The sequence below is a fragment of the Pseudomonas sp. JAI115 genome, assembly GCF_014200835.1.
In the GTDB taxonomy this organism is placed as follows: Bacteria; Pseudomonadota; Gammaproteobacteria; order Pseudomonadales; family Pseudomonadaceae; genus Aquipseudomonas; species Aquipseudomonas putida_A.
In genome coordinates this window covers 218954-245051 of record NZ_JACHCY010000003.1, presented here as the reverse complement: position 1 = coordinate 245051, position 26098 = coordinate 218954, and the positions used below count along the sequence as shown (strand labels likewise).

The following is a 26098-nucleotide window of genomic DNA, read 5'->3' as shown; positions in this document are numbered from 1 at the left end:
TCAGGGTTTGGGCCTGCTACGCAGTCCAGCGGGAGCAAGCTCCCTCGCCACAGGTTTAGCGCTAAGCCGGAAAAACCGGCAAATGACGTTTTTTGCGTGCTATCTGCCGCTTTGCCACCTTGCCCTGCGCGCAAGGGTCTACGATGCTTGAATAACAACGACAACACCTGAGTAACCGCCATGAAGACCGTCGCCCAACTGCTCAAGCTCAAAGATCAGAAAAATCAGGAAGTGCACCATATCGATCCCGGTCACATGGTGCTCGAAGCGCTGATGAAAATGGCCGAGAAAAACGTCGGGGCCTTGGTGGTGATGGAAGATGACAAAGTGGTCGGCATCATCAGTGAGCGTGATTACGCACGCAAACTGGTACTGCACGGGCGCTCGTCAGTGGGCACACCGGTGCGCGACATCATGGTCAAGGACGTCATCACTGTGGACACCCACCAGACCGTCGACACCTGCCTGGGCATCATGTCCGACAAACGCCTGCGCCATTTGCCGGTGGTGGAGAACGGCAAGCTGATCGGTCTGCTGTCGATCGGCGACCTGGTGAAAGAGGCAATTGCCGAGCAGGCGGAACTGATCAAGCAGTTGGAGCAGTACATTCGCGGGGAATAAACCCTTCCCACTTACAGGAGTGAGCCCTGTGGCGAGGGGATTTATCCCCGATGGGGCGCGAAGCACCCCCAGAAAAGCCGGGACCGCTTCGCAGTCCATCGGGGATAAATCCCCTCACCACAGAGTTCACTCCTACATTTTGGTTTATCGGGTGATCAGGACGGCCAATGCCGGGCGAAGACCGGTGCCAGCACCGGGTGCCGGTCGATGCGCTGCAACCACGCATAAAACCCCGGACGGGTCTGGCGCAGGTGTTCGCGGCTCCCCGCCCAACGCGTCACCACGGCCGCCAGCACGTCCAGCGCGCCGGGCGTTTCGTCGTCCAGGTACAACTCGGCGGAAAACTGGTCGGCAAACACTTCCCAGCTCCAGTGCAAACGCTCCCGCGCGCCGGCCATCAGGTTCTGCCGTGAGGCTTCGTCCGGCATCACCAACCAGCGCTCGGGATAATCGATGACACCGATGGCCGCGTAGCAATTGCTGGCGATGTAGACCATGCCGCGAATCGCCTGATCGCGATCGGCAGCCTTGGCCGGCAACAGACCGGACTCGGGAAAACTCAGGCCCAGATGAATCAGAATCGCCACACTCTCGGTGATCGCACTGCCATCGGGCAATTGCAGGGTCGGCACCTGCTTCAGTGGATTGAGGCGCGCCAGTGCCTCGGCGGCTTCGCTTGAGGCTTCGATATCGATAAAGCGATAGGCGATCTGGCATAACTCCAGCGCTGCCTCAATGGCTGCGGCACCTGAATTGCGATGTCCGTACAGTTGATACATGCCCCCTCCTCGATCTCGACAGATCTGTGTAGCCCTATTTATAGCGGGTGTATCCGCTTTGGCACGTTTTTCCCATGCAATCGCGACTTGCGAATTCAAACCTCGCAAAACAGCGCTGGCGGTGCCCATCCCGCACCAAGAGCAATCATCGAACGCTATCCGCGTTCTTGTAAGGTGCGATACCGAACCAAAAGTTCGCGTATCCGAGCTGGCAACAAGGAGTTCACCGCGTGAATCTTCAAACGCTCTGCCGCATCAGCCTCTGCTTGCTTGTTTATCAACAACGCCGAGTTCATTCGAACAGTCCCGGCGGCCAGTGCCTCTACTTTATTACCTGACTCCATGACCACACACTCTGATTGGCGATGACGCTTCGCCGACAACGGCGTGATATTTATTTTTTAAATACAACTGCAAAAATCCCTGCACCAGCGCCGTATTAAATGAACGCAGGCGGGATTGTCGGACAATAACTTTCAGCGACTTTGCAAGTGCACCAAAACGGCTCCAGTGAGTTGAATTATTCAGCACTGGAAACAGTGATTTCATTTAAACAAGAACAAGGAACATACGCCGTGACCCGCTAAAACACAGACCCGCACCAAATCAGTCCGCCGCGCACCAGCAAGTGCCCGGGCCGTTAGCCAAGCCGCCGCTCTATCCCGCCGATCAGCGTGATACCGCGTAGAGCCTGACTCGCCTCTGAAAAAACTCCACTCAATGGAGTTTCGGGAAACTGTTGGCCGGAGAAATACACGACCAAGGCAAAACTTATATAAATGCGACATGGGTAACACTGATGAAATAAGACCTATACATTTCGGCAACATCTGGCACAGCGGTTGCTACATGCAAAAAGCACAAGCATGAGACACCAACATTGATCTCAAGCAATAGAAGAACAACCAGGGAATGGCCAATGAACACTCGAAGTCGATGGCTCTAAGCCAGTAACTGTAAGCAAGCCCTGTTCTATAGATAGTTCAACTATCGGCCTGCGTACACCTTGAAGAAAGTTACACCCACCCACTCGAACATCACCCCAATGTTCGGACGGCACCTTATTGCCCTTCATCAACCCGAGGGAGCTTTAATGAACGATGCGGTAAAGCACAGAACCCTGCCGGGGTCGTTACGGGAAGCGCCAATCCCGCTGTCACCGGACAGGCCAGCCTTCACGGCCAATACCTCGCAACCCGGCGGGTTGAACAAACAGCAAATGCTGTTGCTGGTGGCGGTATCGGCGCTGATACACGGCGGCGCCTGGTGGTTTTTCCAGCAGACCCGGCCCGAGCCACTGCCGACTCCGCCACAGATTCCGGAAATGACCGTCGAGCTGAGCAGCCCGACGCCGCCTGCGCCACCCACGCCGGAACCGCCACCCCCGCCGCCACCGCCGCCTCCTCCCGAACCGGAGCAACCGGTGGAAGACGAAGACGCGGTCAAGCCACCGCCAAAACCGGTAGAGAAACCCAAGCCGATCGAAAAACCGAAACCGGTCGAGAAGCCCAAACCGGTGAAGAAAGTCGAGCTGCCGAAAGCTCCGCCCGCCCCGGCACAACCGGCCGCTCCCGCTGCGCCGGCGACACCGAGCGCGCCACCAGCCCCGGCCGCCGCGCCTGGCCCGGTCAAGGAATCGGCAGCGATTTCCGGCCTTGCCAGCCTTGGCAACCCGCCGCCGGAATACCCGTCGCTGGCGCTGCGGCGCAATTGGGAAGGCAGCGTGGTGCTGCGCATTCAGGTGCTGGCCAACGGTCGCGCCGGCTCGGTGACAGTGACCAAGTCCAGCGGCAAGCCGCAACTGGATGACGCCGCCGTCGCGGCGGTAAAGAACTGGAAGTTCATTCCGGCCAAACGCGGTGACACGCCGATTGACGGCTTCGCCACCCAGACCATCGATTTCAAATTGCCGCAATAACGGCACAACCCGACGAACTCACAACCGACTTAATGCAAGCGAGGTGTAGCGATGAACAATTCACTGTCTTCGATGATTGTCCCCGGTGTGCTCTGGGGCCTGGTGCTGTTTTCCGTGGTCAGCTGGGCGATCCTGCTGGTCAAGTCGGCGCAATACCTGCGCCAGAAAGCCCAGAACAAACAGTTCAGCAAAGCCTTCTGGGGTGCACCGGATCTGCTCACCGCGGCCGAACACGCCAGCCAGTATCCGGGCTCGCTGGCGCGCATCGCCAGCAGCGGCTTCGAAGCCTTGCTGGTGGAAGAGTCGCCGCGCACCACGCAACAACTGGCGCACACCATCAACCGTTCCGATCGCCTGGAGCGCAACCTGCGCCAGCAGATTCAGAAGGAACGCCGCTCGCTGGAAAACGGTCAGGCGATCCTCGCCAGTATCGGCAGCACCGCGCCGTTCATTGGTCTGTTCGGCACCGTGTGGGGAATCATGGAAGCCCTGCAAAGCATTGGCGAAACCGGTTCGGCCAGCCTTGAAGCGGTCGCCGGCCCCATCGGTCATGCACTGATCGCCACTGGCGTGGGGATCGCTGTCGCGGTTCCGGCAGTGTTGATTTACAACTTCTTCCTGCGCCGCCTGAAACTCGCCTCGGCAGACATGGATGACTTCGCCCACGACTTCGACGCCCTCGCCTCGCGCAGTGCGTTCTCCATCAGCCGCCAGGCCATCGCCAGCAAAACCACAGCCGCCGTGCGGGAGGCCAGCTGATGTCCTTTTCTACCCAAGACAGCGATGAAGTGCTCAGCGAAATGAACGTCACGCCGCTGGTGGATGTGATGCTCGTGCTGCTGGTGGTGTTCATCGTCACCGCGCCGCTGATGACCAACGCGATCAAGGTCAACCTGCCGAAAACCGACGCCGTCGCCCCCGCCGAAAAGAAAGACCCGGTGGTGGTCAGCGTCGATCAGGACGGCAAGTTCTACCTGGCGAAAACCGAACTGGCGCCGGAGTCTTTGGAAGCCAGCCTCAAGGAGGTCAAGGCCAAGGACGCCGAAGTTCGCGTGCAGTTGCAGGCCGACTCCGCCGTCAATTACGGCCAGGTGGCCAAGGCCATGGCGTCCATCGAACGTTCGGGCATCAGCAAGATTTCGGTGATGACCACCCACTGAGTGCGGTGCCGGGCGCGCGTGAGAAGCGCGCCCGGCACCGCTGAAGAATCCCGTCGCAATCAGCCGACCGAAAAAACGCCAAGCGTGTTCGGAGGGGATCGGCTTGCTTGAAGAAAGTGGTTTTCCGCACGCGGTATCACCGATAGCGGAGCAATGAGGGGCTCACAAGGCCAATTCGATAACGTCTAAAAAGTCGGAAATAACCATGCTGATGAACACTCCACGCTTCACGCTCAAACCTTTGGTGGCAACGATCTCTCGCCACCGTTTTGTTCCGTTGTATCTGGTGGCCATGGGGATGGGCGCCGGGACTGTGCAAGCCGCCGAGGATGACAACGCCACCGTGCCCGCTGCGGCAACGGTGGTGGCGCCGACCACGCAACTGCAACGGGTGGAAGTGACCGGTTCGGCGATTCGCCGGGTCGATGCGGAAACGGCCGTGCCGATCACCATTCTCAAGGCCGATGAGTTGCGCAAACAGGGCGTGACCACCACCGCCGAACTGGTGCAGCGGATCACCGGCAGCCAGTCGATCAACAACAGCGCCGGCTCGGTCGGCGCCGCCACCGGTGGCGCTTCGTTTGCCGACATGCGCGGCATCGGCGCGAACAAGACGCTGGTGCTGCTCAACGGCCGACGCCTGGCGAACAACGCCTTGTCCGGCACCAACTCGGCCGGCGGCGCGGTGGATCTGAACATGATCCCGTTTGCCGCGATCGAGCGCGTGGAGGTGCTGCGCGACGGCGCATCAGCGCTGTACGGCACCGACGCCATCGGCGGCGTGATCAACTTCATCACCAAAAAATCCCTGACCGACGGCCAGCTCACCCTCGGTGGCGAAACCCCGACCCACAGCGGCGGCGGTGCCACCAAAGACATGAGCGCCAGTTGGGGCTACGGCGATCTGGAGCAAGACCGCTTCAACGTGCTCGGCGTGTTCAACTACAACAAGCAGCAGAACCTCGACGCCAACGACCGCTCCTTCGCCCGCGACTATGTGCCCGGCCGTGGCCTGGACCAGACCTCCGGCACCGCATTCCCCGGCAACTACAGCCAGAACGGCAACGCCACCAACCCGTTGGCCAACAGCAATTGCAACGGGCCGAACCTGGTGGCGCGTGACGGCTTGTGCCGCTTCAGCACCCGCGAATACATCGACCTGATTCCGCAAACCGAAAAGACGTCGTTCTTCGGCAAGACCACCGGCAAGCTGGCGGATGACCACAACGTCAACCTCGAATACTTCTGGTCGCGCAACAACAACGCCACCGCTGTCGGCCCGGCCCCGCTCACCGGTTTGAGCCTGGACTCGTCGTCGCCCTACTACCCCGGCAACGGCATCACCCCCGGCCCGACCGGCTTCGCCCTCGACCCGACGCAACCGGTCGATGTCAACTGGCGCGAAACCGCCGCCGGCCCGCGTGAATCAAAAGACCAGAACACCAGCCAGCGCTTTCTCCTGAGCTTCGACGGTCTGGTCGGCGGTTGGGATTACAACGTCGGCGCCTCGTACAACCAGAACAAAATCGTCTCCAGCGTCACCAGCGGTTATGTCAGCGATCAGGCGATGATCGATGGCCTGGCCAGCGGTCTGCTCAACCCGTTCGGCCCGCAATCGGCCGCCGGTCAGCAGTACATCGACCAGGCCATGTATCACGGCGCCTATTCCACCGCCGTCGGCCGCGTGGCCGGTTTCGACGGGCGGGTCAGCCGCGAGATCGGTGACTGGTTCGGTGCCGGCCCCGCCGGTCTGGCGCTGGGTGGCGAGTACCGCAAAGAGAAATTCCACCAGGACTTCGAACAGTTTGCCGGTGACATCCAGAGCCTCGGCATCGACCCGGCCGGCAGCGTCGAGGGCGACCGCAGCGTGAAAGCCGCGTACGCCGAAATCAACGTGCCGGTGCTCGACAGCCTCGAACTGTCCGCCGCTGTGCGTCACGATAAATACAGCGACTTCGGCAGCACCACCAACCCGAAATACTCGTTCCGTTATCAGCCGCTCAAAGAGCTGGTAGTGCGTGGCGCGTACAGCGAAGGCTTCCGTGCGCCATCGCTCTACGAGCTGTATTCGCCGCGCAGCATCACCTACACCCAGGGCTATTACAACGACCCGGTGCTGTGTACCGGTGGCGTGGTGCAACCGGGCGGCAACGGCGGGCGTGATTGCGGCCAGCAGTTCCTCAATCAGATCGGCGGCAATGAAGATCTGGCTCCGGAGAAGGCGCGCAACGTGACGCTGGGCTTCGTCTATCAGCCGGTCAGCAACCTGTCGGTGGGGCTGGATTTCTGGTGGATTCACATTTCCAACCAGATCCAGCCGTTCCCTGAATCCACCGTGTTCGATCAGGCCGGCAGCTACCCGGATCGCTTCGTGCGCAACGCCGATGGCACGCTCAACTACATCGTCACCGGCAACGCCAACCTCGGCATCGTCGAAACCAACGGTGTCGATGTGTCGCTGGATTACCGCTTCCCGAACACCCCTTACGGCCAGTTCGGTCTGGGCCTGCAAGGCACCTACGTGGACGAGTACGACTTCCAGAGCACCATCAAAGGCCCGTTCACCGACAAGGTCGGCGACTTCGAAGGGGACGGGGTGATCGCGCGCTGGAAGCACAACCTCACCGGCAGCTGGACCTTCGGCGCTGCACGCGCGTCGCTGACCAACCGCTTCACCACCGGCTACAACGACTACGACCGCGATACCCATGCGCGCGTGGCGTCGTATTCGGTGTGGGACCTGTCGGCCGGCTACACCTTCAGCAAGGTGCTGGATGTCGATGCCGGGATGAAGAACATGTTCGACCGCAACCCACCGTTCTCCAACCAGGCCTACAACTTCCAGAGCGGCTATGACCCGCGTTACACCGACCCGCTGGGCCGCACGCTGTTTGCGCGCATGACGTATCACTTCTGACCCCAGGGCTGGACACATCCTTTGTGTGACTGAGCTTTTGTGGTGAGGGGATTCATCCCCGATGGGGTGCGAAGCGCCCCCAAAACCTGAACTGCGGATGACCAGAATCACCGCATGCAATGGGTTTGCGGCTGCTTCGCAGCCGGTCGGGGATAAATCCCCTCACCACAGGGCACTCCCACAGTTTTCAGCGTTGCCAGTGTGTTTTCGGGCTTAGAGGAAAAACTTCATGAGATTCATGCGCAACATGGCAGGCCTGCTGCTCGGCGGCGCTTTGCTCTGCGCCGCCGAGCCGGCAATGGCCGCCGGCAGCTACGCACTGACGGTGTACGGCGAGGCGCCGAAGTATCCGGCGGGTTTCGAGCATTTCGATTTCGTCAATCCCGACGCGCCCAAGGGCGGTTCACTCAGTCGTGCGTCGATGGAAATCGGCCAGTACAACTACATCACCCCGTATGCCGATCAAGGCATTTCCGTGGTGCAGGTCAACGACTGGGTGTATGCGCCACTGGCGTTCCGTTCGCTCGACGAGCCCTACACCGTTTACGGTCTGGTCGCGCAACAGATGGAACGCGATCCCGAAGGCCTCTGGGTACGCTTCACCCTCAACCCCAACGCCCGCTTCGCCGACGGCACGCCGATCACCGCCGAAGACGTGCGCTACACCTTCAACCTGCTGATGACCAAGGGCAGCCTCAGTTATCGTCAGCAGTACGCCGACGTGCAGGACGTGCTGATCGAAAACCCACGGCAGGTGCGTTTCACCTTCAAGAACAACCTCAACCGCACCCTGGCGCTGGACCTGGCGACCCTGCGCGTGGTGCCCGAACACTGGTGGAAGACGCGCGATTTCGCCAACGGCGGCGGCTTCGAACCGCCGCTGGGCAGCGGCCCGTACCGCGTGAGCAAAGTCGATGCCGGACGCAGCATCAGTTTCCAGCGCGACCCGGACTGGTGGGGCAAAGACCTGCCGGTCAGTCGCGGCATGTACAACTTCGACACGCTCACGGTGAATTTCTACGGTGACACCGACGTCGCGCGCCAGCTGTTGCAGGCCGGGGCGTTCGACTACAACCGCGAGTTTTCCTCGTCCGGCTACGTGGTCGGCTACGACAGCCCGGCACTGCGTGACGGTCGCTTGCAACAGGCGATCCTCGCCCCGCAGAAACCCACCGCGGCTCAAGGCTTCGTGTTCAACCTGCAAAACCCGATTTTTCAGGATCGCCGCGTGCGTCAGGCGATCAGCCTGCTGTGGGATTTCGAATGGACCAACAAGCAGATGATGCGCGGCTTCTACGTGCGCCAGAACAGCTTCTGGCCCAAGAGTGAAATGGCAGCCACCGCCCTGCCCGACGCCGAGGAATTGAAGATCCTCGAACCGTTGCGCGGACAGATTCCCGACGAGGTGTTCACCACGGTGTATCAGGCGCCGAAAACCGATGGCAGCGGCTACATCCGCGACAAGCAGCTGCAAGCCCTCAAGCTGCTCGCCGAGGCCGGCTGGACGCCGCAACACAGCCGACTGGTCAACGCCGCCGGTGAGCCTCTGGAGTTCACCTTCCTCGACGGTCAGGGCGGTTTCGACCGCATGCTGCTGCCGTTCAAACGCACCCTCGCGCAGATCGGCATCACCCTGAATCTACGGCGGATCGACTCGGCGCAATACGTCAATCGGCTCAACGCCCGGGACTACGACATGATCGTCACCAGTTTCCCGCGCAGCGGCGATCCGATCGTCTCCCCCGGCCGCGAGTTGTACAGCCTGTATGCCTCACAAAGTGCCACGCAAGTCGGCAGTTCAAACTCGATGGTGCTGGCCAACCCGGCGGTCGATCAACTGATCGACGGGCTGGTCAAGGCCGACACCCGCGACGCCATGGTGCATTACGCCCGCGCCCTCGACCGGGTGCTGCAATGGGGTTACTACATGATTCCCAACTACTACTCCAAGGGCACGCCGACGGTGTATCAGAACCGCTTCGGCATGCCGCCGGTGCAACCGGCGTACGACGAAGGCCTCAACACCTGGTGGGAGGTCTCGGCCAAGCCGTTGACCACGCAACAGATGCACACCCAGCTCGCGGGGGGCCAGTGACATGCTGCGTTATCTGAGTCGACGTTTGCTGCTGATCATCCCCACGCTGCTGTGCATTCTGGTGGTCAATTTCCTCATCGTGCAGGCCGCACCGGGTGGTCCAGTCGAGCAAGCCATTGCCCGCCTGCAAGGTTTCGGCGGGCACGGCATGGGCGGTGGTGGCGAAGTCGCCGCGGTTGGCGGTGCCGGGCGCAGCAGCCGTGGCCTCGATCCGGCGCTGATCGAGGAAATCAAACACCACTACGGCTTCGACAAGCCGATGCACGAACGCCTGTGGCTGATGCTGAAAAACTACGCCCAGCTGGATCTGGGCAGCAGTTTCTTTCGCGGCGCCAAGGTCACCGATCTGATCCTGCAGAAACTGCCGGTGTCGTTGTCGCTCGGCCTGTGGGCAACGTTGATCACCTACCTGATTTCAATCCCGCTGGGCATCCGCAAAGCGATCAGCAACGGCAGCGCGTTCGATGTCTGGAGCAGCACCGCAATCATTATCGGCTATGCGATGCCAGCGTTTCTGTTTGCGATGCTGCTGATCGTGGTGTTCGCCGGCGGCAGCTACGTCAACTGGTTCCCGGTGCAGGGGCTGGTGTCGGATAACTTCGACAGCCTCAGCACCTTGGGCAAGGTCGGCGACTACCTCTGGCACCTGGTGTTGCCGGTTACAGCACTGGTGATCGGCGGTTTCGCTACCCTGACCATCCTCACCAAAAACAGCTTTCTCAACGAGATCAGCCGCCAGTACGTGATCACCGCGCGGGCCAAGGGTCTGACCGAGCGCCGCGTGCTCTACGGCCACGTGTTTCGCAACGCGATGCTGCTGGTGGTGGCCGGGGTGCCCTCGGCGCTGATCGAGGTGTTTTTCGCCGGTTCCTTGCTGATCGAAACCATCTTCAACCTCGACGGCCTCGGGCGCATGAGTTACGAGGCGGCGGTGTCGCGTGACTATCCGGTGGTGTTCGGCGCGTTGTTCCTGTTCACCCTGTTCGGCCTGTTGATCAAGCTGATCGGTGACCTCTGCTACACCCTGCTCGACCCGCGCATCGACTTCTCGGCGAGGACTGCCTGATGTTCACACTTTCTCCTCTGGGTCAGCGCCGGGTCGCGCAGTTCAAGGCCAACCGCCGTGGGCGCTGGTCGTTGTGGCTGTTCCTCGGCCTGTGCCTGATCTGCCTCGGTGGCGAACTGATTGCCAACGACAAACCGTTGGTGATCCGCTACCACGGCGCCTACTACTTCCCGATCCTCAGCGAATACCTGGAAACCGATTTCGGCGGTGAACTGCCGTTCCAGCCGGATTACGCCAGCGCTTACGTGCACGGGCTGATCGAGGATCAGGGCGGCTGGATGCTGTTTCCGCCGATCCCGTTCAGCTACGACACGGTCAATTACGACCTGACTGAACCGGCACCCAGCCCACCCTCTTCGAGCAATTGGCTGGGCACCGACGATCAGGCGCGGGACGTATTGGCACGGGTGATTTTCGGCACACGGATTTCAATTCTGTTTGCGCTGATCCTCACCGGCATCAGTGCGCTGGTCGGCATCGTTGCCGGGGCGCTGCAGGGTTATTACGGCGGTTGGGTGGATTTGCTTGGGCAACGGGTGCTGGAGATCTGGTCGGGACTGCCGGTGCTGTATCTGCTGATCATCTTGTCCGGGTTTGTCTCGCCAAGTTTCTGGTGGCTGCTGGGGATCATGGCGCTGTTTTCCTGGCTGGCATTGGTGGACGTGGTGCGCGCCGAGTTCCTGCGTGGACGCAATCTGGAATACGTCAAAGCCGCTCGGGCGCTGGGGCTGACCGACAGCGAACTGATGTTGCGGCACATCCTGCCCAACGCGATGACCTCCACCCTGACCTACCTGCCGTTCATTCTGACCGGCGCCATCGCCACCCTCACCGCCCTGGATTTCCTCGGTTTCGGCATGCCCGCCGGCACCGCTTCGCTGGGCGAACTGATCGGCCAGGCCAAGCGCAATCTGCAGGCGCCGTGGCTGGGGCTGACGGCATTTTTTGCCTTGGCGCTGATTCTGTCGTTGTTGGTATTCATCGGTGAGGCTTGCCGTGATGCGTTTGATCCACGATCTTGATCCGAGGAGCTGACATGAGCGACAACCTGATTGAAATCCGCGACCTGCGTGTCGCCTTCGCCGGGCAGGAAGTGGTGCACGGTCTGAACCTCGACATTCGTCGTGGCGAGTGTCTGGCGCTGGTCGGCGAGTCCGGCTCGGGCAAGTCGGTGACGGCGCATTCGATTTTGCGCCTGTTGCCGGGCAAAACCGTCAGCAGCAACGGTTCGATCGCTTATAACGGGGTGAACTTGCTGCACGCCAGCGAGCAGCAGATGCGCGGTTTGCGCGGCAACCGGATTGCGATGATTTTCCAGGAGCCGATGACCTCGCTTAATCCACTGCACAGCGTGGAACGACAGGTCGGCGAAGTGCTGGAGATTCACAAGGGCCTCAAGGGACGCGCCGCTCGTGAGCGCACGTTGGAGCTGCTGGAACTGGTGGGCATTCGCCAGCCGTTGCAGCGTTTGAAGGCCTATCCGCATCAGCTCTCCGGCGGTCAGCGGCAACGGGTGATGATTGCGATGGCACTGGCCAACGAACCGGAACTGCTGATCGCCGATGAGCCGACCACGGCGCTGGACGTGACTGTGCAGCAGAAAATTCTCGAACTGTTGATCGAGTTGCAGCAGCGGCTCGGCATGTCGATGCTGCTGATCAGTCACGATCTCAATCTGGTGCGACGCATCGCGCAACGGGTGTGCGTGATGCGCCACGGCGAAATCGTCGAACAGGCTGACTGCGAGACCCTGTTTCGCGCGCCGCAGCATCCTTACAGCCGCTTGCTGATCGAGGCTGAACCCAGCGGTGCGCCGGTGCCGAGTCCGTACCAGCACAACCTGCTGGAAGTCGATGATCTGAAGGTCTGGTTTCCACTGCCCAAGGCGTTGTTGAGTCGTTCGCAGGCGTACATCAAAGCGGTGGACGGGGTCAGTTTCCGCCTGCAACGCGGCAAAACGTTGGGGATTGTCGGCGAATCCGGTTCGGGCAAATCGACGCTGGGCCAGGCAATCCTGCGGCTGGTGGAATCCGAGGGCGATATCCGCTTCGGCAACAAGCAGCTGAGCCTGCTCAATCAACGCTTGATGCGCCCCTTGCGGCGACAGATTCAGGTGGTGTTCCAGGATCCGTTCGGCAGCCTGAGCCCACGTATGTCGGTGCAGCAGATCATTGCCGAAGGCTTGCTGACCCACGGCATCGGCACCGAGGCCGAGCGCGAAGCAGCAGTGATTCGCGTACTCGAAGAAGTCGGCCTTGACCCCAAGAGCCGTCATCGCTACCCCCACGAGTTTTCCGGCGGCCAGCGTCAGCGCATCTCCATCGCCCGTGCACTGGTGCTGGAGCCGGCGCTGATCCTGCTCGACGAACCGACCTCGGCGCTGGATCGCACGGTGCAGAAACAAGTGGTGGAGCTGTTGCGGCAACTGCAGATCAAGCATGGGCTGACCTATCTGTTCATCAGCCATGACCTGGCGGTGGTGCATGCGCTGGCCCATGACTTGCTGGTGATCAAGGATGGCAAGGTGGTGGAACAGGGTTCGTCGCGGGAGATTTTTGCTGCGCCAACCCACCCCTACACCCAGGAACTGCTGAAAGCCTCCGGCCTCAAGCCTGCTGAAGCCCCCTGTGGGAGCGAGCTTGCTCGCGAAAGCGGTGGTGCAGATATAAATGAGTCGACTGACACTACGCATTCGCGAGCAAGCTCGCTCCCACAGTTTTGATTTGCAGAGATTGAAAAATATTTTTCAGGCACTGCATCCAAACGCCTCCGTCACGGGTAGTCCCTGTAACAGCCCTCTTCGGCTGTCAGCGGTCTACCCCTTTCGGAGATAACACTGATGAACATCACTCAACTGATTGGCCTCACCGGTTTGCTCGCCCTGTCCTCGACAACCTTCGCCCAAAGCAGCTATCCCGATGCGATCAAAGTCCCGGAAGGCCACAAGATCGCGATGGAAACCACCGGGGTCGGCGAGATCACTTACGAATGCCGCGACAAGCCCAATGCCGCCGGGCAGACCGAATGGACCTTCGTCGGCCCGAAAGCGGTGCTCAATGATCGCAGCGGCAAGCAGGTCGGCACCTACTTCGGCCCGCCCGCCACCTGGCAGGCCAAGGACGGTTCGAAAGTCACCGGCACGCAATTGGCCGTCGCTCCGTCGAGCCCGGGCAACCTGCCCTATCAACTGGTCAAGGCCAACCCGGCTGAAGGCAAAGGCGCGATGAGCGGCGTGAGTTATATCCAGCGTGTCGCGCTCAAGGGCGGCGTGGCGCCGGGCAGCGAATGCACGGCGGCGAACAAGGGCAAGCAGGAAGTGGTGAAATATCAGGCCGATTACATTTTCTGGGCGGCGAACTAGTTCCTTGATGTCCCTATGGGAGCGAACTTGTGGCGAGGGGATTCATCCCCGATGGGGCGCGAAGCGCCCCAAAATCCGGCAACTGCGGAGTCAGGCATTCACCGCAACCAACGGTTACGGCTGCTGTGCAGCCGGTCGGGGATGAATCCCCTCACCACAAAGGCTCGCTCCCACAGTAGAAGACTGTGTTGTCTGGATGTTTGAAGAATGTGAGCTAGATTGCACTTCATGTCTTTCCCTGAACCGCTGTTTGATTACGAAGCCCGCCTCGCTGCCTGTGCCCGCGGCGAGCGTCAGGCCCTGCGCGATTTGTACGTGCAGGAAGGCCCGCGCCTGCTCGGCGTGGCCAAACGGCTGGTGCGTGACACGGCGCTGGCCGAAGACATCGTGCATGAGGCGTTTATCAAGATCTGGAACGGTGCGGCGCAATTTGATCCGGCGCGCGGTTCAGCGCGCGGCTGGATGTTCAGCGTGACCCGACATCTGGCGTTGAACCAGCTGCGTGATCAAAGCCGGGAGACGCCGTTCAACGAAGAACACGATGCCGAGCCTGACGAGGACGCCTTCGATGTGCAGGGCCATTCGGCGCGGATCCATCGTTGTCTGGAACAACTCGACCCGCAGCGGCGAAGCTGCATCCTCCACGCTTATGTCGACGGCTACAGCCACGCGCAGATTTCCCAACGGTTGGGCACGCCGCTGGGCACGGTCAAAGCCTGGATCAAACGCAGCCTCAACGCTTTGCGGGAGTGCATGGGATGACCACTGAATCGGCGCAGGAACGTGATGAACTGGCCGGCGAATACGTGCTCGGCACACTCTCTGCTGAACAGCGGATAGAGGTGCAGAAACGCCTGCCGCATGAACCGGATCTGCGCGCGGCGGTGGACGCCTGGGAACGGCGGCTGCTGGAGCTGACGGACTATGCCGAAGCGCAGCAACCGTCGGCGTTCCTGTGGCCGCGAATCGAGCGCAGCGTCGAGCGACTGACGCCTGAAACGTCCACCACCTCGTGGTGGAATCTGCTGCCGCTGTGGCGCGGGCTGAGCGCTGCCGGACTGGCTGCGACGTTGGTCCTGGGTTCAATTCTGCTGACCCAGACCCCGCCTAAACCGAATTATCTGGTGGTGCTGGTCGCGCCGCAGGACAAGGCGCCAGGCTGGGTGATTCAGGCCAGTAATCCACGAGAAATTCAGTTAATCCCGCTGGGCGTGGTCGAAGTGCCGGCGGACAAGGCGCTGGAGTTCTGGACCAAGGCTGACGGCTGGCAAGGGCCGGTGTCGCTGGGACTGGTCAAACCGGGGCAGACGCTGTCGGTGCCGCTGGACAAATTGCCGCCGCTGCAACCGAATCAGCTGTTCGAGCTGACGCTGGAAGGCGCCAATGGCTCGCCGATCGGCAAACCAACCGGGCCGATTCAGGCGATTGGCCGAGCCGTCAAGGTGCTTTGAACCGGCGTCAACCGGCCTTGGCCATGCAACGCTTGTAGCGCTCATCCACGCGTTTGGCGAACCACGCCGTGGTCAGCTTGCGGGTGATTTTCGGGCTCTGCAAAACGATCCCCGGCAACACCGCACGCGGCAGTTTTTTCCCCTCCGCTTGCTCCGCCAGTTCGAACACCCGCTGATAAAGCTTGGTGTCTTCAAACTCCAGAGTCTTGCCCTTCTCCAGTTGATCGCGAATGGTCGGGTTGCGCATGCCCAGCGACTTGCCGAGGGTGCGCACCGCCAGTTCGGTACCGCCGGGCATGATCGAGTCGTAGCGGATCAAGTCGCCATCCAGCGCCAACGAGATGCCCGAGGCTCGGCTGACGGCGTTCTGAAACGCGGCATTGCGGCTGGCGTACCAGCCGGCGTTGAAATCCGCAAACCGATACAGCGGCTCGCGATAACTCACCGGGTAGCCAAGCAAGTGCGCGATGCCGAAGTACATGCCGCCACGGCGGGTGAACACTTCGTGGCGGATCGTGCCGTCTACCGGATACGGATACTCCTTGGCGTGCTGCTCGGCGAATTCGATGCTGACCTGCATCGGTCCGGCGGTGTGTACCGGGTTGAAGCCGCCGAACAAGGTGCGGCCCATCGGCACTCTGCCGATGAAGTCGTCAAAAATGGCGCTGAGTTCTTTTTCACTGCGTGCCGCGTTCAGGCGTTCGCTGTAGGTCTTGCCGTTGGTGGAGCGCACTTGCAGCGCGCCACTGACCAACAGACTGGGAATATGCACTTTGGCGGCACGACGGTCGATTTCGTCGCGGGCGATCTTGCCCAGCCCCGGCACCGTGGGGTCTACCTGAAAGGTGGACTCCTGCTCGGCCACGGCCAGCACCGAACACAGATTCTGCGTGGTCGGGCTGATGTTCTGTGCGGCGAACGCGGCGTAGATGTCGGTAGCCCAGCCTTGACGGTCGGGCACTTTCGCCGGCATCAGCCGCACTATTTCGGCTTTCACTTCAGCCGGCGCACGCGGTGCCGGCTCCTGGCTGCGCTGGCCGGCGCAACCGGCGAGCGCCAGCAGCGCGGCGAGGGTAATGAGTAATCGAGGGGTGTGCATGGCGCTCCTTGGCGTGCATTGAGGCAGGTTCACCATACGATCAAAGGCGTCACGCAGGCTAGGACTGTGACCTTGTGGTGAGGGGATTTATCCCCGATGAACTGCGCAGCAGCCCTCCAATATCAAAGCGGCCCGCTCCGCGCGCCATCGGGGATAAATCCCCTCACTACAGGTTTCCTTTCAGATCGGGAAATTCACCAAGATAAACTGATTGCAAAACGTTACTGCGAACTCCTATCATTTGCACCTGGAGTCGTATTTGCGCAGGGAGTTCCCCGCGCCGTTCTAATTTTCTCACCGGCCGTACGCCTCCAGGTATCGACATGCCCGCTCCAGCTCGACTCGCCGTCCCGTTTCGCCCGACGCTTCTCGCCCTGCTGTGCTCCCTGACTGTCACCGCTCACGCTGCCGATGAAAACGGCAAGGAGCTGGTGCTCGACAACGTCAACATCAACGCCCAGGCACTGACGCCCAACGCCCTGCCCCCGGTCTACGCCGGTGGTCAGGTCGCCCGTGGTGGTCAGCTCGGCGTGCTCGGCAATCAGGACATGATGGACGCGCCGTTCAGCGCCGCGTCGTACACCGAACAGCTGATTCAGGACCAGCAAGCGGAAAACGTTGCCGACGTGTTGCTCAATGATTCGTCGGTGCGTCAGGCCTCGGGCTTCTCCAACCAGGCGCAGGTGTTCATGATCCGCGGTCTGCCGCTGAACGGCGACGACATTTCCTATAACGGCCTGTACGGCGTGCTGCCCCGGCAGATCATTTCCACCGACGCGCTGGAGCGCGTGGAAGTGTTCAAAGGCCCCAACGCTTTCATCAACGGCGTAACCCCGACCGGCTCCGGCATCGGTGGCGGCGTCAACCTGCAACCCAAGCGCGCCGGCGACGAACCGCTGCGCCGCTACACCACCGATATCAACAGCGAAGGCCGCATCGGTCAGCACTTTGATATCGGCCAGCGATTCGGCGAAGACAACCGCTTCGGCGCGCGGATCAACCTGTCGCAGCGCGAGGGCCACACCGGCATCGATCACGAAAACCAGCGCTCGAAACTGTTCAGCATCGGCCTCGACTATCGTGGTGACGCGATACGTATTTCCGGCGACTTCGCCTATCAGAAGGAACGCGTCAACGGTGGCCGCAACTCGGTCAACCTCGGCACCGCCACGCACATTCCGGACGCGCCGTCGGCCGACACCAATTACGCGCCGAAGTGGGGTTACACCGACATCGAAGACACCTTTGGCATGCTCCGCGCCGAATACGACCTCAACGACAACTGGACCGCGTACGTCGCCGGCGGCGCCAAGCACACCCGCGAGGTCGGGCGCTACAATTCGACCACGCTGGTGGGCAACAACGGCGCCTCCTACACCACCGGCTCGTTCATCCCCCACGACGAGGACAACACCAGCCTGATGGCCGGCCTCAACGGCAAGTTCAACACCGGCGCGGTCAGCCACAAGCTCAATTTCGGCCTCAGCGGTCTGTGGGCCGAACAGCGCAGTGCCTATGATTTCGACCTGACCAAGTACGCCAACAACATCTACCACCCGGTGGAAACGCCGTCGCCGGTCGGTAATTTTTCCGGCGGCGACGTCAGCGATCCGGGCATCGTCGGCAAGACCTTCAACCGCAGCCTCGCGCTCTCCGACACCCTCGGATTCTTCGACGACCGCCTGCTGATCACCGCTGGCCTGCGTCGCCAGCAACTGGTGGTGCAAGGCTACAACTACGCCAGTTACGGCAGCGGCAGCCGCAAGTCGAGCTACGACGAATCGATCACCACGCCGGTCTACGGCATCGTGTTCAAGCCGTGGGAGCACGTGTCGTTCTACGCCAACCACATCGAAGGCCTGGCCCAGGGGCCGACCTCGCCGACCAGCGCCGGCGGCTTGCGTGTGACCAACGGCAACGAAGTCTACGCACCGGCGCGCTCCAAACAGACCGAGGCCGGGGTCAAGGTCGACATGGGCAGCTACGGCGCGAGCCTGGGCGTGTATCGCATCGAGCAGCCGAGCGACGGTTACTGCGAAATCAACAGCGCCACCACCTGCACTTACGTGCGTGAAGGCGAGCAGATCAACAAAGGCGTAGAGATGAACGTGTTCGGCGAGCCGATCAATGGCCTGCGCCTGATCAGCGGCCTGACGCTGATGGACACCGAACTGCGCAACACCCAGAACGGCGCCAACGACGGCAACCGAGCGATCGGCGTGCCGAGCTTCCAGTTCAACGCTGGTGCCGACTGGGATGTACCGGGCCTGCAAGGCGTGGCGCTGAATGCGCGGATGCTGCGCACCGGTGGCCAGTATGCCGACGCGGCCAACAACCTCAGCCTGCCGAGCTGGAACCGCTTTGACGCCGGCGCGCGTTACGCCTTCAAGGTCTCGCAGAAAGACGTGACGTTGCGTCTGGGCGTCGAAAACCTGGCCAACAAGAAGTACTGGGAATCGGCGCAGGGCGGCTACCTAACCCAGGGTGAGCCACGGGTGGCGAAGTTGTCGGGCACGATCGATTTCTAAACCGCTGCCAAAATGAAAAAGGCCCCGCAGCTTTACCGTTGCGGGGTCTTTTTTTTTCTGCGGCGAGTTATAAGCCCCCTTCGCGAGCAGGCTCGCTCCCACCTTGGAATGCGTTCGACTGTGGGAGCGGGCTTGCTCGCGAAGGGGCCGGCACTGGCTAGCCTTTCCATCTGATCCATACTTGATCCACAGCCAACGGAGGACAGGCCCATGAACCGCAGCGACGTACTGATCATCGGCGCCGGCCCCACCGGTCTGGTGCTGGCCCTGTGGCTGAGCAAACTGGGCGTGCGCGTGCGCATCATCGACAAGACCTCCGCGCCCGGCACCACCTCACGAGCACTGGCGGTGCAGGCGCGCACCCTGGAGTTGTATCGCCAGCTGGACCTGGCCGACACCGTGGTGCGCAACGGCCACAAGGTCGCGGCGGCGAATTTCTGGGTCAAGGGCAAACCGGTCGCGCAGTTGCCGTTGCAGCGCATCGGCGAAGGCCTGACGCCCTACTCGTTCATCGAAATCTTTCCCCAGGACCGACACGAACAGCTCCTGCTCGAACGCCTCGAAGACTATGACGTGGTAGTTGAGCGCAACACCGAGCTTGAGAGTTTCGAAGAAACCGGCGACGGCCTCACCGCGCACTTGCGCCTGCCCGATGGCGAACAGGAAATCTGCCAGGCCTGCTATCTGGCGGGATGTGATGGCGCCCGCTCAGTGGTGCGCAAAACCCTCGACACCGGTTTTCCCGGCGGCACCTATCAGCAGATTTTCTACGTCGCCGACGTCAAGGCCAGCGGCCCGGCGATGAACGGTGAGCTGCACCTGGATCTGGATGAAGCGGACTTCCTTGCGGTGTTTCCACTGGCCGGTGAAGGCCGCGCCCGACTGATCGGCACCGTGCGTGACGAACGTGCCGACCGCGCCGAAACCCTGCAATTTGCCGACGTCAGCAGCCGCGCCATCGAGCACCTGAAAGTGCACATCGACGAGGTCAACTGGTTCTCCACCTACCGCGTGCATCACCGCGTGGCCGAGTACTTTCGCAGCGGTCGGGCGTTTCTCCTCGGCGACGCCGCGCACGTGCACAGCCCTGCCGGCGGCCAGGGCATGAACACCGGCATCGGCGATGCAATCAATCTGGCGTGGAAACTCGCCGCCGTGCTCAACGGCAGCGCCACGGCGAAGCTGCTCGACACTTACGAAACCGAGCGCATCGCCTTCGCCCGGAGGCTGGTGTCGACCACCGACAAGGTGTTCACTTTCGTCACCGCCGAGGGGCGCATCGCCGATCTGCTGCGCACGCGCCTGGCACCGTTTCTGATCCCGAAAATGGCCACGTTCGAGGCCAGCCGCGAATTCCTCTTTCGCACCGTCTCACAGGTCACCCTCAACTACCGCGGCATGCCGCTGAGCCAGGGCACGGCCGGCCACGTCCACGGCGGCGACCGCTTGCCGTGGGCCCACGATGGTGAGGGGGATAACTACGAACCGCTAAGACAACCTTGCTGGCAGGTGCATGTATACGGCGACACCAGCGACGAAATGATCGCCTGGTGCAATGAACACCATCTGCCGCTGCACGTGTTCGACTGGCGGCCGGCGTTTGAAACGGCGGGATTGGGGCGTAACGGTTTTTACCTGTTGCGCCCGGATACCTATGTGGCGATAGCCGATAACAGTGCGGATCCGAAGGTGATCGAGCGGTACTTCCGGGATCACGGGATCCGGCCCTACTTCAACTTTCCGTGACCCTACACAGTCCCAATGTGGGAGCGGGCTTGCTCGCGAAGGCGTCGTGTCAGTCAACCTATTCGTTGCTGATACACCGCATTCGCGAGCAAGCCCGCTCCCACAGGGAGTTCTGCGGTGTCTGTCAGATCCCGGCCAGCGCCAGATCCATCGCAAAGTAGGTGAAGATCAGGTCCGCCCCCGCGCGCTTGATCGCGCCCAGGCTTTCGCGCACCACGCGATCTTCGTCGATTGCACCGGCCTGCGCGCCGAACTTGATCATCGCGTACTCGCCGCTGACCTGATACGCCGACAGCGGCAGGTTCGAGGCTTCACGAATGTCGCGGATGATGTCCAGGTACGCACCGGCCGGTTTGACCATCAGCGCATCGGCGCCTTCCTGCTCGTCGAGCAGCGATTCGCGCAGGGCTTCGCGGCGGTTCATCGGGTTCATCTGATAACTTTTGCGGTCGCCCTTCAGCGCGCTGCCACCGGCTTCGCGGAACGGGCCGTACAGCGCCGAGGCGAATTTGGTCGAGTAGGCCATGATCGGAATCTGGGTGAAACCGGCGGCGTCCAGCGCCTGGCGAATCGCCCGCACCTGGCCGTCCATCGCCGCCGACGGGGCGATCACGTCAGCACCGGCACGCGCCGCGGCCACCGCCTGTTTACCAAGGTTGATCAGGGTCTGGTCGTTGTCGACTTCGTGGTTGTGCATCACGCCGCAGTGGCCGTGATCGGTGTATTCGCAGAAGCAGGTGTCGGACATCACGATCATTTCCGGCACGGCGTCCTTGGCAATCCGCGACATGCGCGAGACCAGTCCCTCTTCGCGCCAGGTGTCGCTGCCGTTGGCGTCCAGGTGATGGGACACGCCAAAGGTCATTACCGACTTGATCCCGGCACGGGCATAACGCTCGATTTCACTGGCCAGCTTGCGCTCGGGAATGCGCATCACCCCGGGCATGCTCTTGATCGGCACGAAGTCGTCGATCTCTTCTTCGACGAAAATCGGCAGCACCAGATCATTCAGGCTGAACTCGGTTTCCTGGAACAGGCTGCGCAGGCTCGCATTGCGGCGCAGACGGCGGGGACGTGCTTCGGGGAACTGGCTGGACATGGCGCTTCCTGAAAACGGCAGATGAGACGAAAGTCGTAGGGGGCGAAGCTTATGCCTTCGGTGGGCGCAGGTACAAACCTGGATCAATCAACAGTGCGTTACCGAGGACGCAATAATCTGCGGGCGTCATCACTATTCCTGTGGGAGCGGGCTTGCTCGCGAAGGAGGTGTATCAGAACAAGACGTGTTGACTGACACGACGCCTTCGCGAGCAAGCCCGCTCCCACAGGGTTATGTGTGGCCTCAGGAAGGAATGGTCAACCCGCGCACCACAGCCGGGCGAGACAGAAAGCGCTCCAGCACCCGGGTCACGTTCGGGAAGTTGCTGATGCCCACTAGATCCCCCGCCTCGTAGAACCCGATCAGGTTGCGCACCCACGGAAACGTGGCGATGTCGGCGATGGTGTAGCGCTCGCCCATGATCCAGTCGCGACCTTCCAGGCGTTTATCCAGCACGCTGAGCAGGCGTCTGCTCTCCTCGACATAGCGATCACGCGGACGCTTGTCCTCGTAGTCCTTGCCGGCGAATTTGTTGAAGAAGCCGAGCTGGCCGAACATCGGGCCGATACCGCCCATCTGGAACATCAGCCACTGAATCGTCTCGTAACGCAGCGCGCCTTCCTGGGCGAGCAACTGGCCGCTCTTGTCGGCGAGGTAGATCAGGATTGCGCCGGATTCGAACAGCGGCAGCGGCTGGTCTTGCGGGCCGTGGGGGTCGAGGATCGCCGGGATCTTGTTGTTGGGGTTCAGCGACAGAAATTCCGGGGACATCTGGTCTTGCGTGTCGAAACCCACGCGGTGCGGCTCGTAGGGCAGGCCGATCTCTTCGAGCATGATCGAGACCTTGACGCCGTTGGGGGTCGGCAGGGAATAGAGTTGAATCCAGTCGGGGTACTGCGCCGGCCATTTCTGGGTGATGGGGAACGCGGACAGATCGGTCATGGGAAACATCCAGTCACATGGGAAGCGCTGATCATAATCCAGGAACCGTAACATTCTGCAGTTAGTGTGCAGAAGCCAGGATCGAACCAAGCGGCCTCAGTGGACTCTGAGCTATGTCTTTGCAAGGGAAGTACGACACGACATGGACAACACCCGGTGCTGGGAGCCCGCGGTGTAAGGGTTGGTCAGCCCCAACCGAATTTGCTGAAGAATCCTATATTCAATGACGAACCTCATGAGTTTCGCCAAACGCTTCAAACATCGCGCCTGCGTGGCCCTGCCCTCCCTGCTGGCGGTCAGTGCGCTGACCTTGTCGCTCGAATCGAGCCAGATTCGCGCGCAACCGGTGGACGGTACGCAGACGCTGATCTTCCTGCGCCACGCAGAAAAACCCGAGGGTGGTCTCGGCCAGCTCAACTGTCAGGGCCTGAACCGGGCGATCGAGCTGTCGACCCTGTTGCCGGAAAAATTCGGCAAGGCCGATTACGTGTTCGCCGCCAACCCGACGCGCAATGTCGAGGAAGGCGAACTGGACAATTCCTACAGCTACATCCGTCCGTTGATGACCATCAGCCCCGCCGCGATCAAGCTCGGCCTGCCGGTGAACATCGAGTTCTCTGCCAACGACACCAGTGATCTGGCGCGCGAACTGATCGAGGACAAGTACCACAACGCGACGATCTACACCGCCTGGTCGCACGGCTATTTGCCGGAGCTGATCAACAAGGTTGCCGGCAAGGCCGTCGGCGAGAAGCAGACCATCACCGATGACTGGGCGTCGGGCGATTTCGATTCGCTGTACGTGCTGACCCTGACCTGGCACAACGGCAAGGCCAGTTTGCAGAGCCACAGCTACAAGCAGGGGCTGGATAACGGCAAGGCGACCTGTCCGACTTGAGTTTTGCGCTGCCTGTACCGGCCCTTTCGCGAGCAAGCCCGCTCCCACAGGGGATCTGCGTCAGGCAGAAATTTCTGCCCAGTGGAGACCCAATGTGGGAGCGGGCTTGCTCGCGAAGAGGCCCGCAAGAGCACCCTCAAACCCGCTGATTCAGCCGCTCACGCAGATACTCAAGCACCGCCCCGCGCTCCCCGGCAAACTCGATCCGCCCGCCCTTCTTCTCACGCTGGAACGCATACATCGGGTCGTAATATTCGCGCAGCAACACGCTGATCCAGTCCCGGAACATCTCGACCGAACCGCTGCGCGCCTGCTCCGCCAAGGCCTCTTCCATCTGCAGGAACATCCGCTGATGGCGTTCGCCGCCCAGCCGGCGCTGGATATTGTTCAAACTCGCAATCAGCCGCTCGGCATACAGCGCAAAGCCCTGCTCGCCATGCACCGCGACAAACTCAGCGTGCAGGTTGATCACGTAATCCTGCAGAATCCGCTCGACCCGCTGCTCCAGGCTGTCTTCGAGCCAGACCATCGGCGCCACTTGCATGCCTCGGTACAGCGGCAGTGGCAAGGCACAACTGCCGACTACCCGGCTCTCGTCTTCCAGCACAAACTGCTGGATCCCGCCGGCGCGTTTTTTCAGCAGATCAACGGCCAGACGGTTTTCAAAATCGATGTTGGTCGGTTGGCCGGTGGCGCGCTTGCCGAAACTCGAGCCCCGATGATTGGCGTGGCCTTCCAGATCCAGACCATTACTCAACTGCACCAACAGTTCGGTCTTGCCGGTGCCGGTCATGCCGCCCAGCAGCACCATATCGCACTCGGCCACGGCCTGATCGATCGTCTCCAGCAGGAACGTACGCATCGCCTTATAGCCACCGCCGACACGCGGGTAATCAATCCCGCCCTCTTCCTTGATCCATTGCTGGACGATCTGCGAACGCAGGCCGCCGCGAAAGCAATACAGATAGCCGTCGGGGTGTGCCCGGGCAAACGCGACCCAGCCTTGAATGCGCTGCTCCCGCACTTCGGCAGAAACCAGCCGCTCACCCAGGGCGATGGCGGCTTGTTGTCCATGCTGCTTGTAGCAAGTCCCCACCTGCTCGCGCTCGCGGTCGTTCATCAGCGGCAGGTTGACCACGCCCGGAAACGCGCCGTGGGCAAACTCGATCGGCGCACGGGCATCCATCATCGGCCGGTCGTTGAGGAAAATATCGCGGTAATCGGTGCAGTCGCGTGACATCAGTTCACCTCGACTGCGTGGGTCTGTCGCTCGACCAGCTCGCCGATCGGCGCCAGGTTCAGGCCCAGTTCGGCAGCCACGGCGAGGAATTCGGCGTTGCCTTCCGGTGTAACTGCAATCAACAGACCGCCGCTGGTCTGCGGGTCGCACAGCACGCGCTTGTGCAACTCCTGCAGACGGCCGAGCTTGCTCGAATAGCTGTCAAAGTTACGCAAGGTGCCACCGGGCACACAGCCCTGTTCGAGGTAGTACTCGACGCTGTCCAGACGCGGCACGTGGTTGTAGCCGATACGTGCGGTCAGGTGGCTGCCGTCGGCCATTTCCACCAGATGCCCGAGCAGGCCGAAACCGGTAACGTCGGTCATCGCGGTGACGCCGGCCAGTTTGCCAAAACGGCTGCCGGGTTTGTTCAGGGTGCACATCCAGTCACGGGCCACGCCAATGTCGCTGGAACGCAATTTGCCTTTCTTCTCGGCGGTGGTGAGGATGCCGATGCCCAACGGCTTGGTCAGGTACAGCAGGCAACCGGCGGTGGCGGTGTCGTTGCGCTTCATGTGGCGCTTTTCCACCAGACCGGTCACGGCCAGGCCGAAGATCGGCTCCGGCGCATCGATCGAATGCCCGCCGGCCAGCGGAATACCCGCCGCGTCACACACCGCACGCCCGCCGCGAATCACTTCCCGCGCCACTTCCGGCGCCAGCACATTCACCGGCCAGCCGAGGATCGCAATCGCCATCAACGGATCGCCGCCCATCGCATAGATGTCGCTGATCGCATTGGTCGCAGCGATCCGGCCGAAGTCGAACGGATCGTCGACAATCGGCATGAAGAAGTCGGTGGTCGACACCACACCACGCTCGGCGTCGATCTCGTACACCGCCGCGTCATCACGCGAGGCATTGCCGACCCACAGTTTCGGGTCAAGGTTCTGCGCTCCGCTGCCGGCCAGAATCACTTCCAGCACCTGCGGGGAAATCTTGCAGCCACAACCGGCACCGTGGCTGTATTGGGTCAGGCGAATCGGCTCGCTCATGGGAGAGTCTCTGGCAATTGATGGGGCGGATTCTAGCAGAGCGCGGGCCGGCTGATTCTTGCGCTGAATGTCCGGGCCTCTTCGCGAGCAGGCTCGCTCCCACACGGGATCTCCAGTGGACACAGAGTCGGTGGGTGACAGAGA

Annotated in this window: 21 protein-coding genes; 15 read left to right on the top strand and 6 right to left on the bottom strand. The window is 61.5% G+C overall.

Annotation, left to right across the window (positions count from 1 at the left end):
• Positions 1-180: 180 nt before the first annotated feature.
• Positions 181-621: a CBS domain-containing protein gene (locus HDC30_RS09060; protein WP_027613875.1), complete on the top strand. Its 441-nt coding sequence runs from the start codon at positions 181-183 to the stop codon at positions 619-621.
• 155 nt (positions 622-776) lie between these two features.
• Here HDC30_RS09060 and HDC30_RS09055 read toward each other — a convergent pair whose 3' ends face one another.
• A complete protein-coding gene (locus tag HDC30_RS09055; RefSeq protein ID WP_096797379.1) occupies positions 777-1400 on the bottom strand; it encodes a glutathione S-transferase N-terminal domain-containing protein in 624 nt (207 codons plus the stop codon).
• 1093 nt (positions 1401-2493) lie between these two features.
• On the opposite strand from HDC30_RS09055, the gene HDC30_RS09050 reads away from it, so the two are divergent.
• The 11 genes from HDC30_RS09050 to HDC30_RS09000 all read left to right on the top strand — a co-directional run bounded on the left by HDC30_RS09050 (position 2494) and on the right by HDC30_RS09000 (position 15368).
• The gene (locus HDC30_RS09050; protein ID WP_183782455.1) at positions 2494-3318 is read left to right on the top strand and encodes an energy transducer TonB; all 825 of its coding nucleotides are present in this window, start codon (positions 2494-2496) and stop codon (positions 3316-3318) included.
• 51 nt (positions 3319-3369) lie between these two features.
• Positions 3370-4077, top strand: coding sequence for a MotA/TolQ/ExbB proton channel family protein (locus HDC30_RS09045; protein ID WP_007966644.1), 708 nt, complete (start codon positions 3370-3372; stop codon positions 4075-4077).
• The gene (locus HDC30_RS09040; protein WP_115990253.1) at positions 4077-4478 is read left to right on the top strand and encodes a biopolymer transporter ExbD; all 402 of its coding nucleotides are present in this window, start codon (positions 4077-4079) and stop codon (positions 4476-4478) included. Before HDC30_RS09045 ends, HDC30_RS09040 begins: the two co-directional genes overlap by 1 nt.
• 205 nt (positions 4479-4683) lie before the next feature.
• Complete coding sequence (locus tag HDC30_RS09035; protein ID WP_183782452.1) at positions 4684-7395, top strand: TonB-dependent receptor; 2712 nt, start codon at positions 4684-4686, stop codon at positions 7393-7395.
• Between the two features lie 229 nt (positions 7396-7624).
• The gene (locus HDC30_RS09030) at positions 7625-9490 is read left to right on the top strand and encodes an extracellular solute-binding protein (RefSeq protein ID WP_183782449.1); all 1866 of its coding nucleotides are present in this window, start codon (positions 7625-7627) and stop codon (positions 9488-9490) included.
• Between the two features lies 1 nt (position 9491).
• Positions 9492-10556 carry a microcin C ABC transporter permease YejB gene (locus HDC30_RS09025; protein WP_183782446.1) on the top strand — a complete coding sequence of 355 codons (1065 nt, stop codon included), beginning with the start codon at positions 9492-9494 and terminating at the stop codon, positions 10554-10556.
• The gene (locus tag HDC30_RS09020; protein WP_134785930.1) at positions 10556-11578 is read left to right on the top strand and encodes an ABC transporter permease; all 1023 of its coding nucleotides are present in this window, start codon (positions 10556-10558) and stop codon (positions 11576-11578) included. The genes HDC30_RS09025 and HDC30_RS09020 overlap by 1 nt, the downstream gene beginning before the upstream one ends.
• A 14-nt stretch (positions 11579-11592) precedes the next feature.
• Positions 11593-13278: an ABC transporter ATP-binding protein gene (locus HDC30_RS09015; RefSeq protein WP_183782443.1), complete on the top strand. Its 1686-nt coding sequence runs from the start codon at positions 11593-11595 to the stop codon at positions 13276-13278.
• 117 nt (positions 13279-13395) lie between these two features.
• Positions 13396-13917, top strand: a complete 522-nt coding sequence (locus HDC30_RS09010; RefSeq protein ID WP_027613866.1) for a DUF3455 domain-containing protein — start codon at positions 13396-13398, stop codon at positions 13915-13917.
• A 228-nt stretch (positions 13918-14145) separates the two neighbouring features.
• A complete protein-coding gene (locus tag HDC30_RS09005) occupies positions 14146-14679 on the top strand; it encodes a sigma-70 family RNA polymerase sigma factor (protein ID WP_183782440.1) in 534 nt (177 codons plus the stop codon).
• A complete protein-coding gene (locus HDC30_RS09000; RefSeq protein ID WP_095138758.1) occupies positions 14676-15368 on the top strand; it encodes an anti-sigma factor domain-containing protein in 693 nt (230 codons plus the stop codon). Before HDC30_RS09005 ends, HDC30_RS09000 begins: the two co-directional genes overlap by 4 nt.
• A 7-nt stretch (positions 15369-15375) precedes the next feature.
• Here HDC30_RS09000 and HDC30_RS08995 read toward each other — a convergent pair whose 3' ends face one another.
• Positions 15376-16467 (bottom strand): DUF1615 domain-containing protein, encoded by a 1092-nt coding sequence (locus tag HDC30_RS08995; protein ID WP_183782437.1) that lies wholly within the window; start codon positions 16465-16467, stop codon positions 15376-15378.
• A 323-nt stretch (positions 16468-16790) separates the two neighbouring features.
• Here HDC30_RS08995 and HDC30_RS08990 point away from each other — a divergent pair, with 323 nt between their 5' ends.
• Both HDC30_RS08990 and HDC30_RS08985 read left to right on the top strand, forming a co-directional pair.
• Positions 16791-18995: a TonB-dependent siderophore receptor gene (locus tag HDC30_RS08990; protein ID WP_183782434.1), complete on the top strand. Its 2205-nt coding sequence runs from the start codon at positions 16791-16793 to the stop codon at positions 18993-18995.
• A gap of 210 nt (positions 18996-19205) precedes the next feature.
• Positions 19206-20741, top strand: a complete 1536-nt coding sequence (locus HDC30_RS08985; RefSeq protein WP_183782432.1) for an FAD-dependent oxidoreductase — start codon at positions 19206-19208, stop codon at positions 20739-20741.
• A 124-nt stretch (positions 20742-20865) separates the two neighbouring features.
• On the opposite strand, the gene hemB is transcribed toward HDC30_RS08985, so the two are convergent.
• Positions 20866-21840 carry a porphobilinogen synthase gene (gene hemB / locus HDC30_RS08980; RefSeq protein ID WP_027613860.1) on the bottom strand — a complete coding sequence of 325 codons (975 nt, stop codon included), beginning with the start codon at positions 21838-21840 and terminating at the stop codon, positions 20866-20868.
• A gap of 243 nt (positions 21841-22083) precedes the next feature.
• Positions 22084-22782: a glutathione S-transferase family protein gene (locus tag HDC30_RS08975; RefSeq protein WP_183782429.1), complete on the bottom strand. Its 699-nt coding sequence runs from the start codon at positions 22780-22782 to the stop codon at positions 22084-22086.
• A gap of 223 nt (positions 22783-23005) precedes the next feature.
• On the opposite strand from HDC30_RS08975, the gene HDC30_RS08970 reads away from it, so the two are divergent.
• A complete protein-coding gene (locus HDC30_RS08970) occupies positions 23006-23680 on the top strand; it encodes a histidine phosphatase family protein (protein WP_183782426.1) in 675 nt (224 codons plus the stop codon).
• A 136-nt stretch (positions 23681-23816) separates the two neighbouring features.
• On the opposite strand, the gene mnmH is transcribed toward HDC30_RS08970, so the two are convergent.
• Both mnmH and selD read right to left on the bottom strand, forming a co-directional pair.
• On the bottom strand, positions 23817-24920 hold the full coding sequence (gene mnmH / locus HDC30_RS08965; RefSeq protein WP_183782423.1) for a tRNA 2-selenouridine(34) synthase MnmH: 1104 nt from the start codon (positions 24918-24920) through the stop codon (positions 23817-23819).
• Positions 24920-25954: a selenide, water dikinase SelD gene (gene selD / locus HDC30_RS08960; protein ID WP_096797393.1), complete on the bottom strand. Its 1035-nt coding sequence runs from the start codon at positions 25952-25954 to the stop codon at positions 24920-24922. The genes mnmH and selD overlap by 1 nt, the downstream gene beginning before the upstream one ends.
• Positions 25955-26098 lie beyond the last annotated feature (144 nt).

Excerpts from the sequence above, each read along its gene's own strand:
- HDC30_RS09030 (WP_183782449.1), top strand. The coding sequence starts at position 7,625 with ATGAGATTCATGCGCAACATGGCAGGCCTGCTGCTCGGCGGCGCTTTG.
- HDC30_RS09055 (WP_096797379.1), bottom strand. The coding sequence starts at position 1,400 with ATGTATCAACTGTACGGACATCGCAATTCAGGTGCCGCAGCCATTGAG.
- HDC30_RS08985 (WP_183782432.1), top strand. The coding sequence starts at position 19,206 with ATGAACCGCAGCGACGTACTGATCATCGGCGCCGGCCCCACCGGTCTG.
- HDC30_RS09060 (WP_027613875.1), top strand. The coding sequence starts at position 181 with ATGAAGACCGTCGCCCAACTGCTCAAGCTCAAAGATCAGAAAAATCAG.
- HDC30_RS09040 (WP_115990253.1), top strand. The coding sequence starts at position 4,077 with ATGTCCTTTTCTACCCAAGACAGCGATGAAGTGCTCAGCGAAATGAAC.
- HDC30_RS08975 (WP_183782429.1), bottom strand. The coding sequence starts at position 22,782 with ATGACCGATCTGTCCGCGTTCCCCATCACCCAGAAATGGCCGGCGCAG.
- HDC30_RS08990 (WP_183782434.1), top strand. The coding sequence starts at position 16,791 with ATGCCCGCTCCAGCTCGACTCGCCGTCCCGTTTCGCCCGACGCTTCTC.
- HDC30_RS09050 (WP_183782455.1), top strand. The coding sequence starts at position 2,494 with ATGAACGATGCGGTAAAGCACAGAACCCTGCCGGGGTCGTTACGGGAA.
- mnmH (WP_183782423.1), bottom strand. The coding sequence starts at position 24,920 with ATGTCACGCGACTGCACCGATTACCGCGATATTTTCCTCAACGACCGG.
- HDC30_RS09035 (WP_183782452.1), top strand. The coding sequence starts at position 4,684 with ATGCTGATGAACACTCCACGCTTCACGCTCAAACCTTTGGTGGCAACG.
- HDC30_RS09010 (WP_027613866.1), top strand. The coding sequence starts at position 13,396 with ATGAACATCACTCAACTGATTGGCCTCACCGGTTTGCTCGCCCTGTCC.
- selD (WP_096797393.1), bottom strand. The coding sequence starts at position 25,954 with ATGAGCGAGCCGATTCGCCTGACCCAATACAGCCACGGTGCCGGTTGT.
- HDC30_RS09015 (WP_183782443.1), top strand. The coding sequence starts at position 11,593 with ATGAGCGACAACCTGATTGAAATCCGCGACCTGCGTGTCGCCTTCGCC.
- HDC30_RS09045 (WP_007966644.1), top strand. The coding sequence starts at position 3,370 with ATGAACAATTCACTGTCTTCGATGATTGTCCCCGGTGTGCTCTGGGGC.
- HDC30_RS09005 (WP_183782440.1), top strand. The coding sequence starts at position 14,146 with ATGTCTTTCCCTGAACCGCTGTTTGATTACGAAGCCCGCCTCGCTGCC.
- hemB (WP_027613860.1), bottom strand. The coding sequence starts at position 21,840 with ATGTCCAGCCAGTTCCCCGAAGCACGTCCCCGCCGTCTGCGCCGCAAT.
- HDC30_RS08995 (WP_183782437.1), bottom strand. The coding sequence starts at position 16,467 with ATGCACACCCCTCGATTACTCATTACCCTCGCCGCGCTGCTGGCGCTC.
- HDC30_RS09025 (WP_183782446.1), top strand. The coding sequence starts at position 9,492 with ATGCTGCGTTATCTGAGTCGACGTTTGCTGCTGATCATCCCCACGCTG.
- HDC30_RS09020 (WP_134785930.1), top strand. The coding sequence starts at position 10,556 with ATGTTCACACTTTCTCCTCTGGGTCAGCGCCGGGTCGCGCAGTTCAAG.
- HDC30_RS09000 (WP_095138758.1), top strand. The coding sequence starts at position 14,676 with ATGACCACTGAATCGGCGCAGGAACGTGATGAACTGGCCGGCGAATAC.
- HDC30_RS08970 (WP_183782426.1), top strand. The coding sequence starts at position 23,006 with ATGACGAACCTCATGAGTTTCGCCAAACGCTTCAAACATCGCGCCTGC.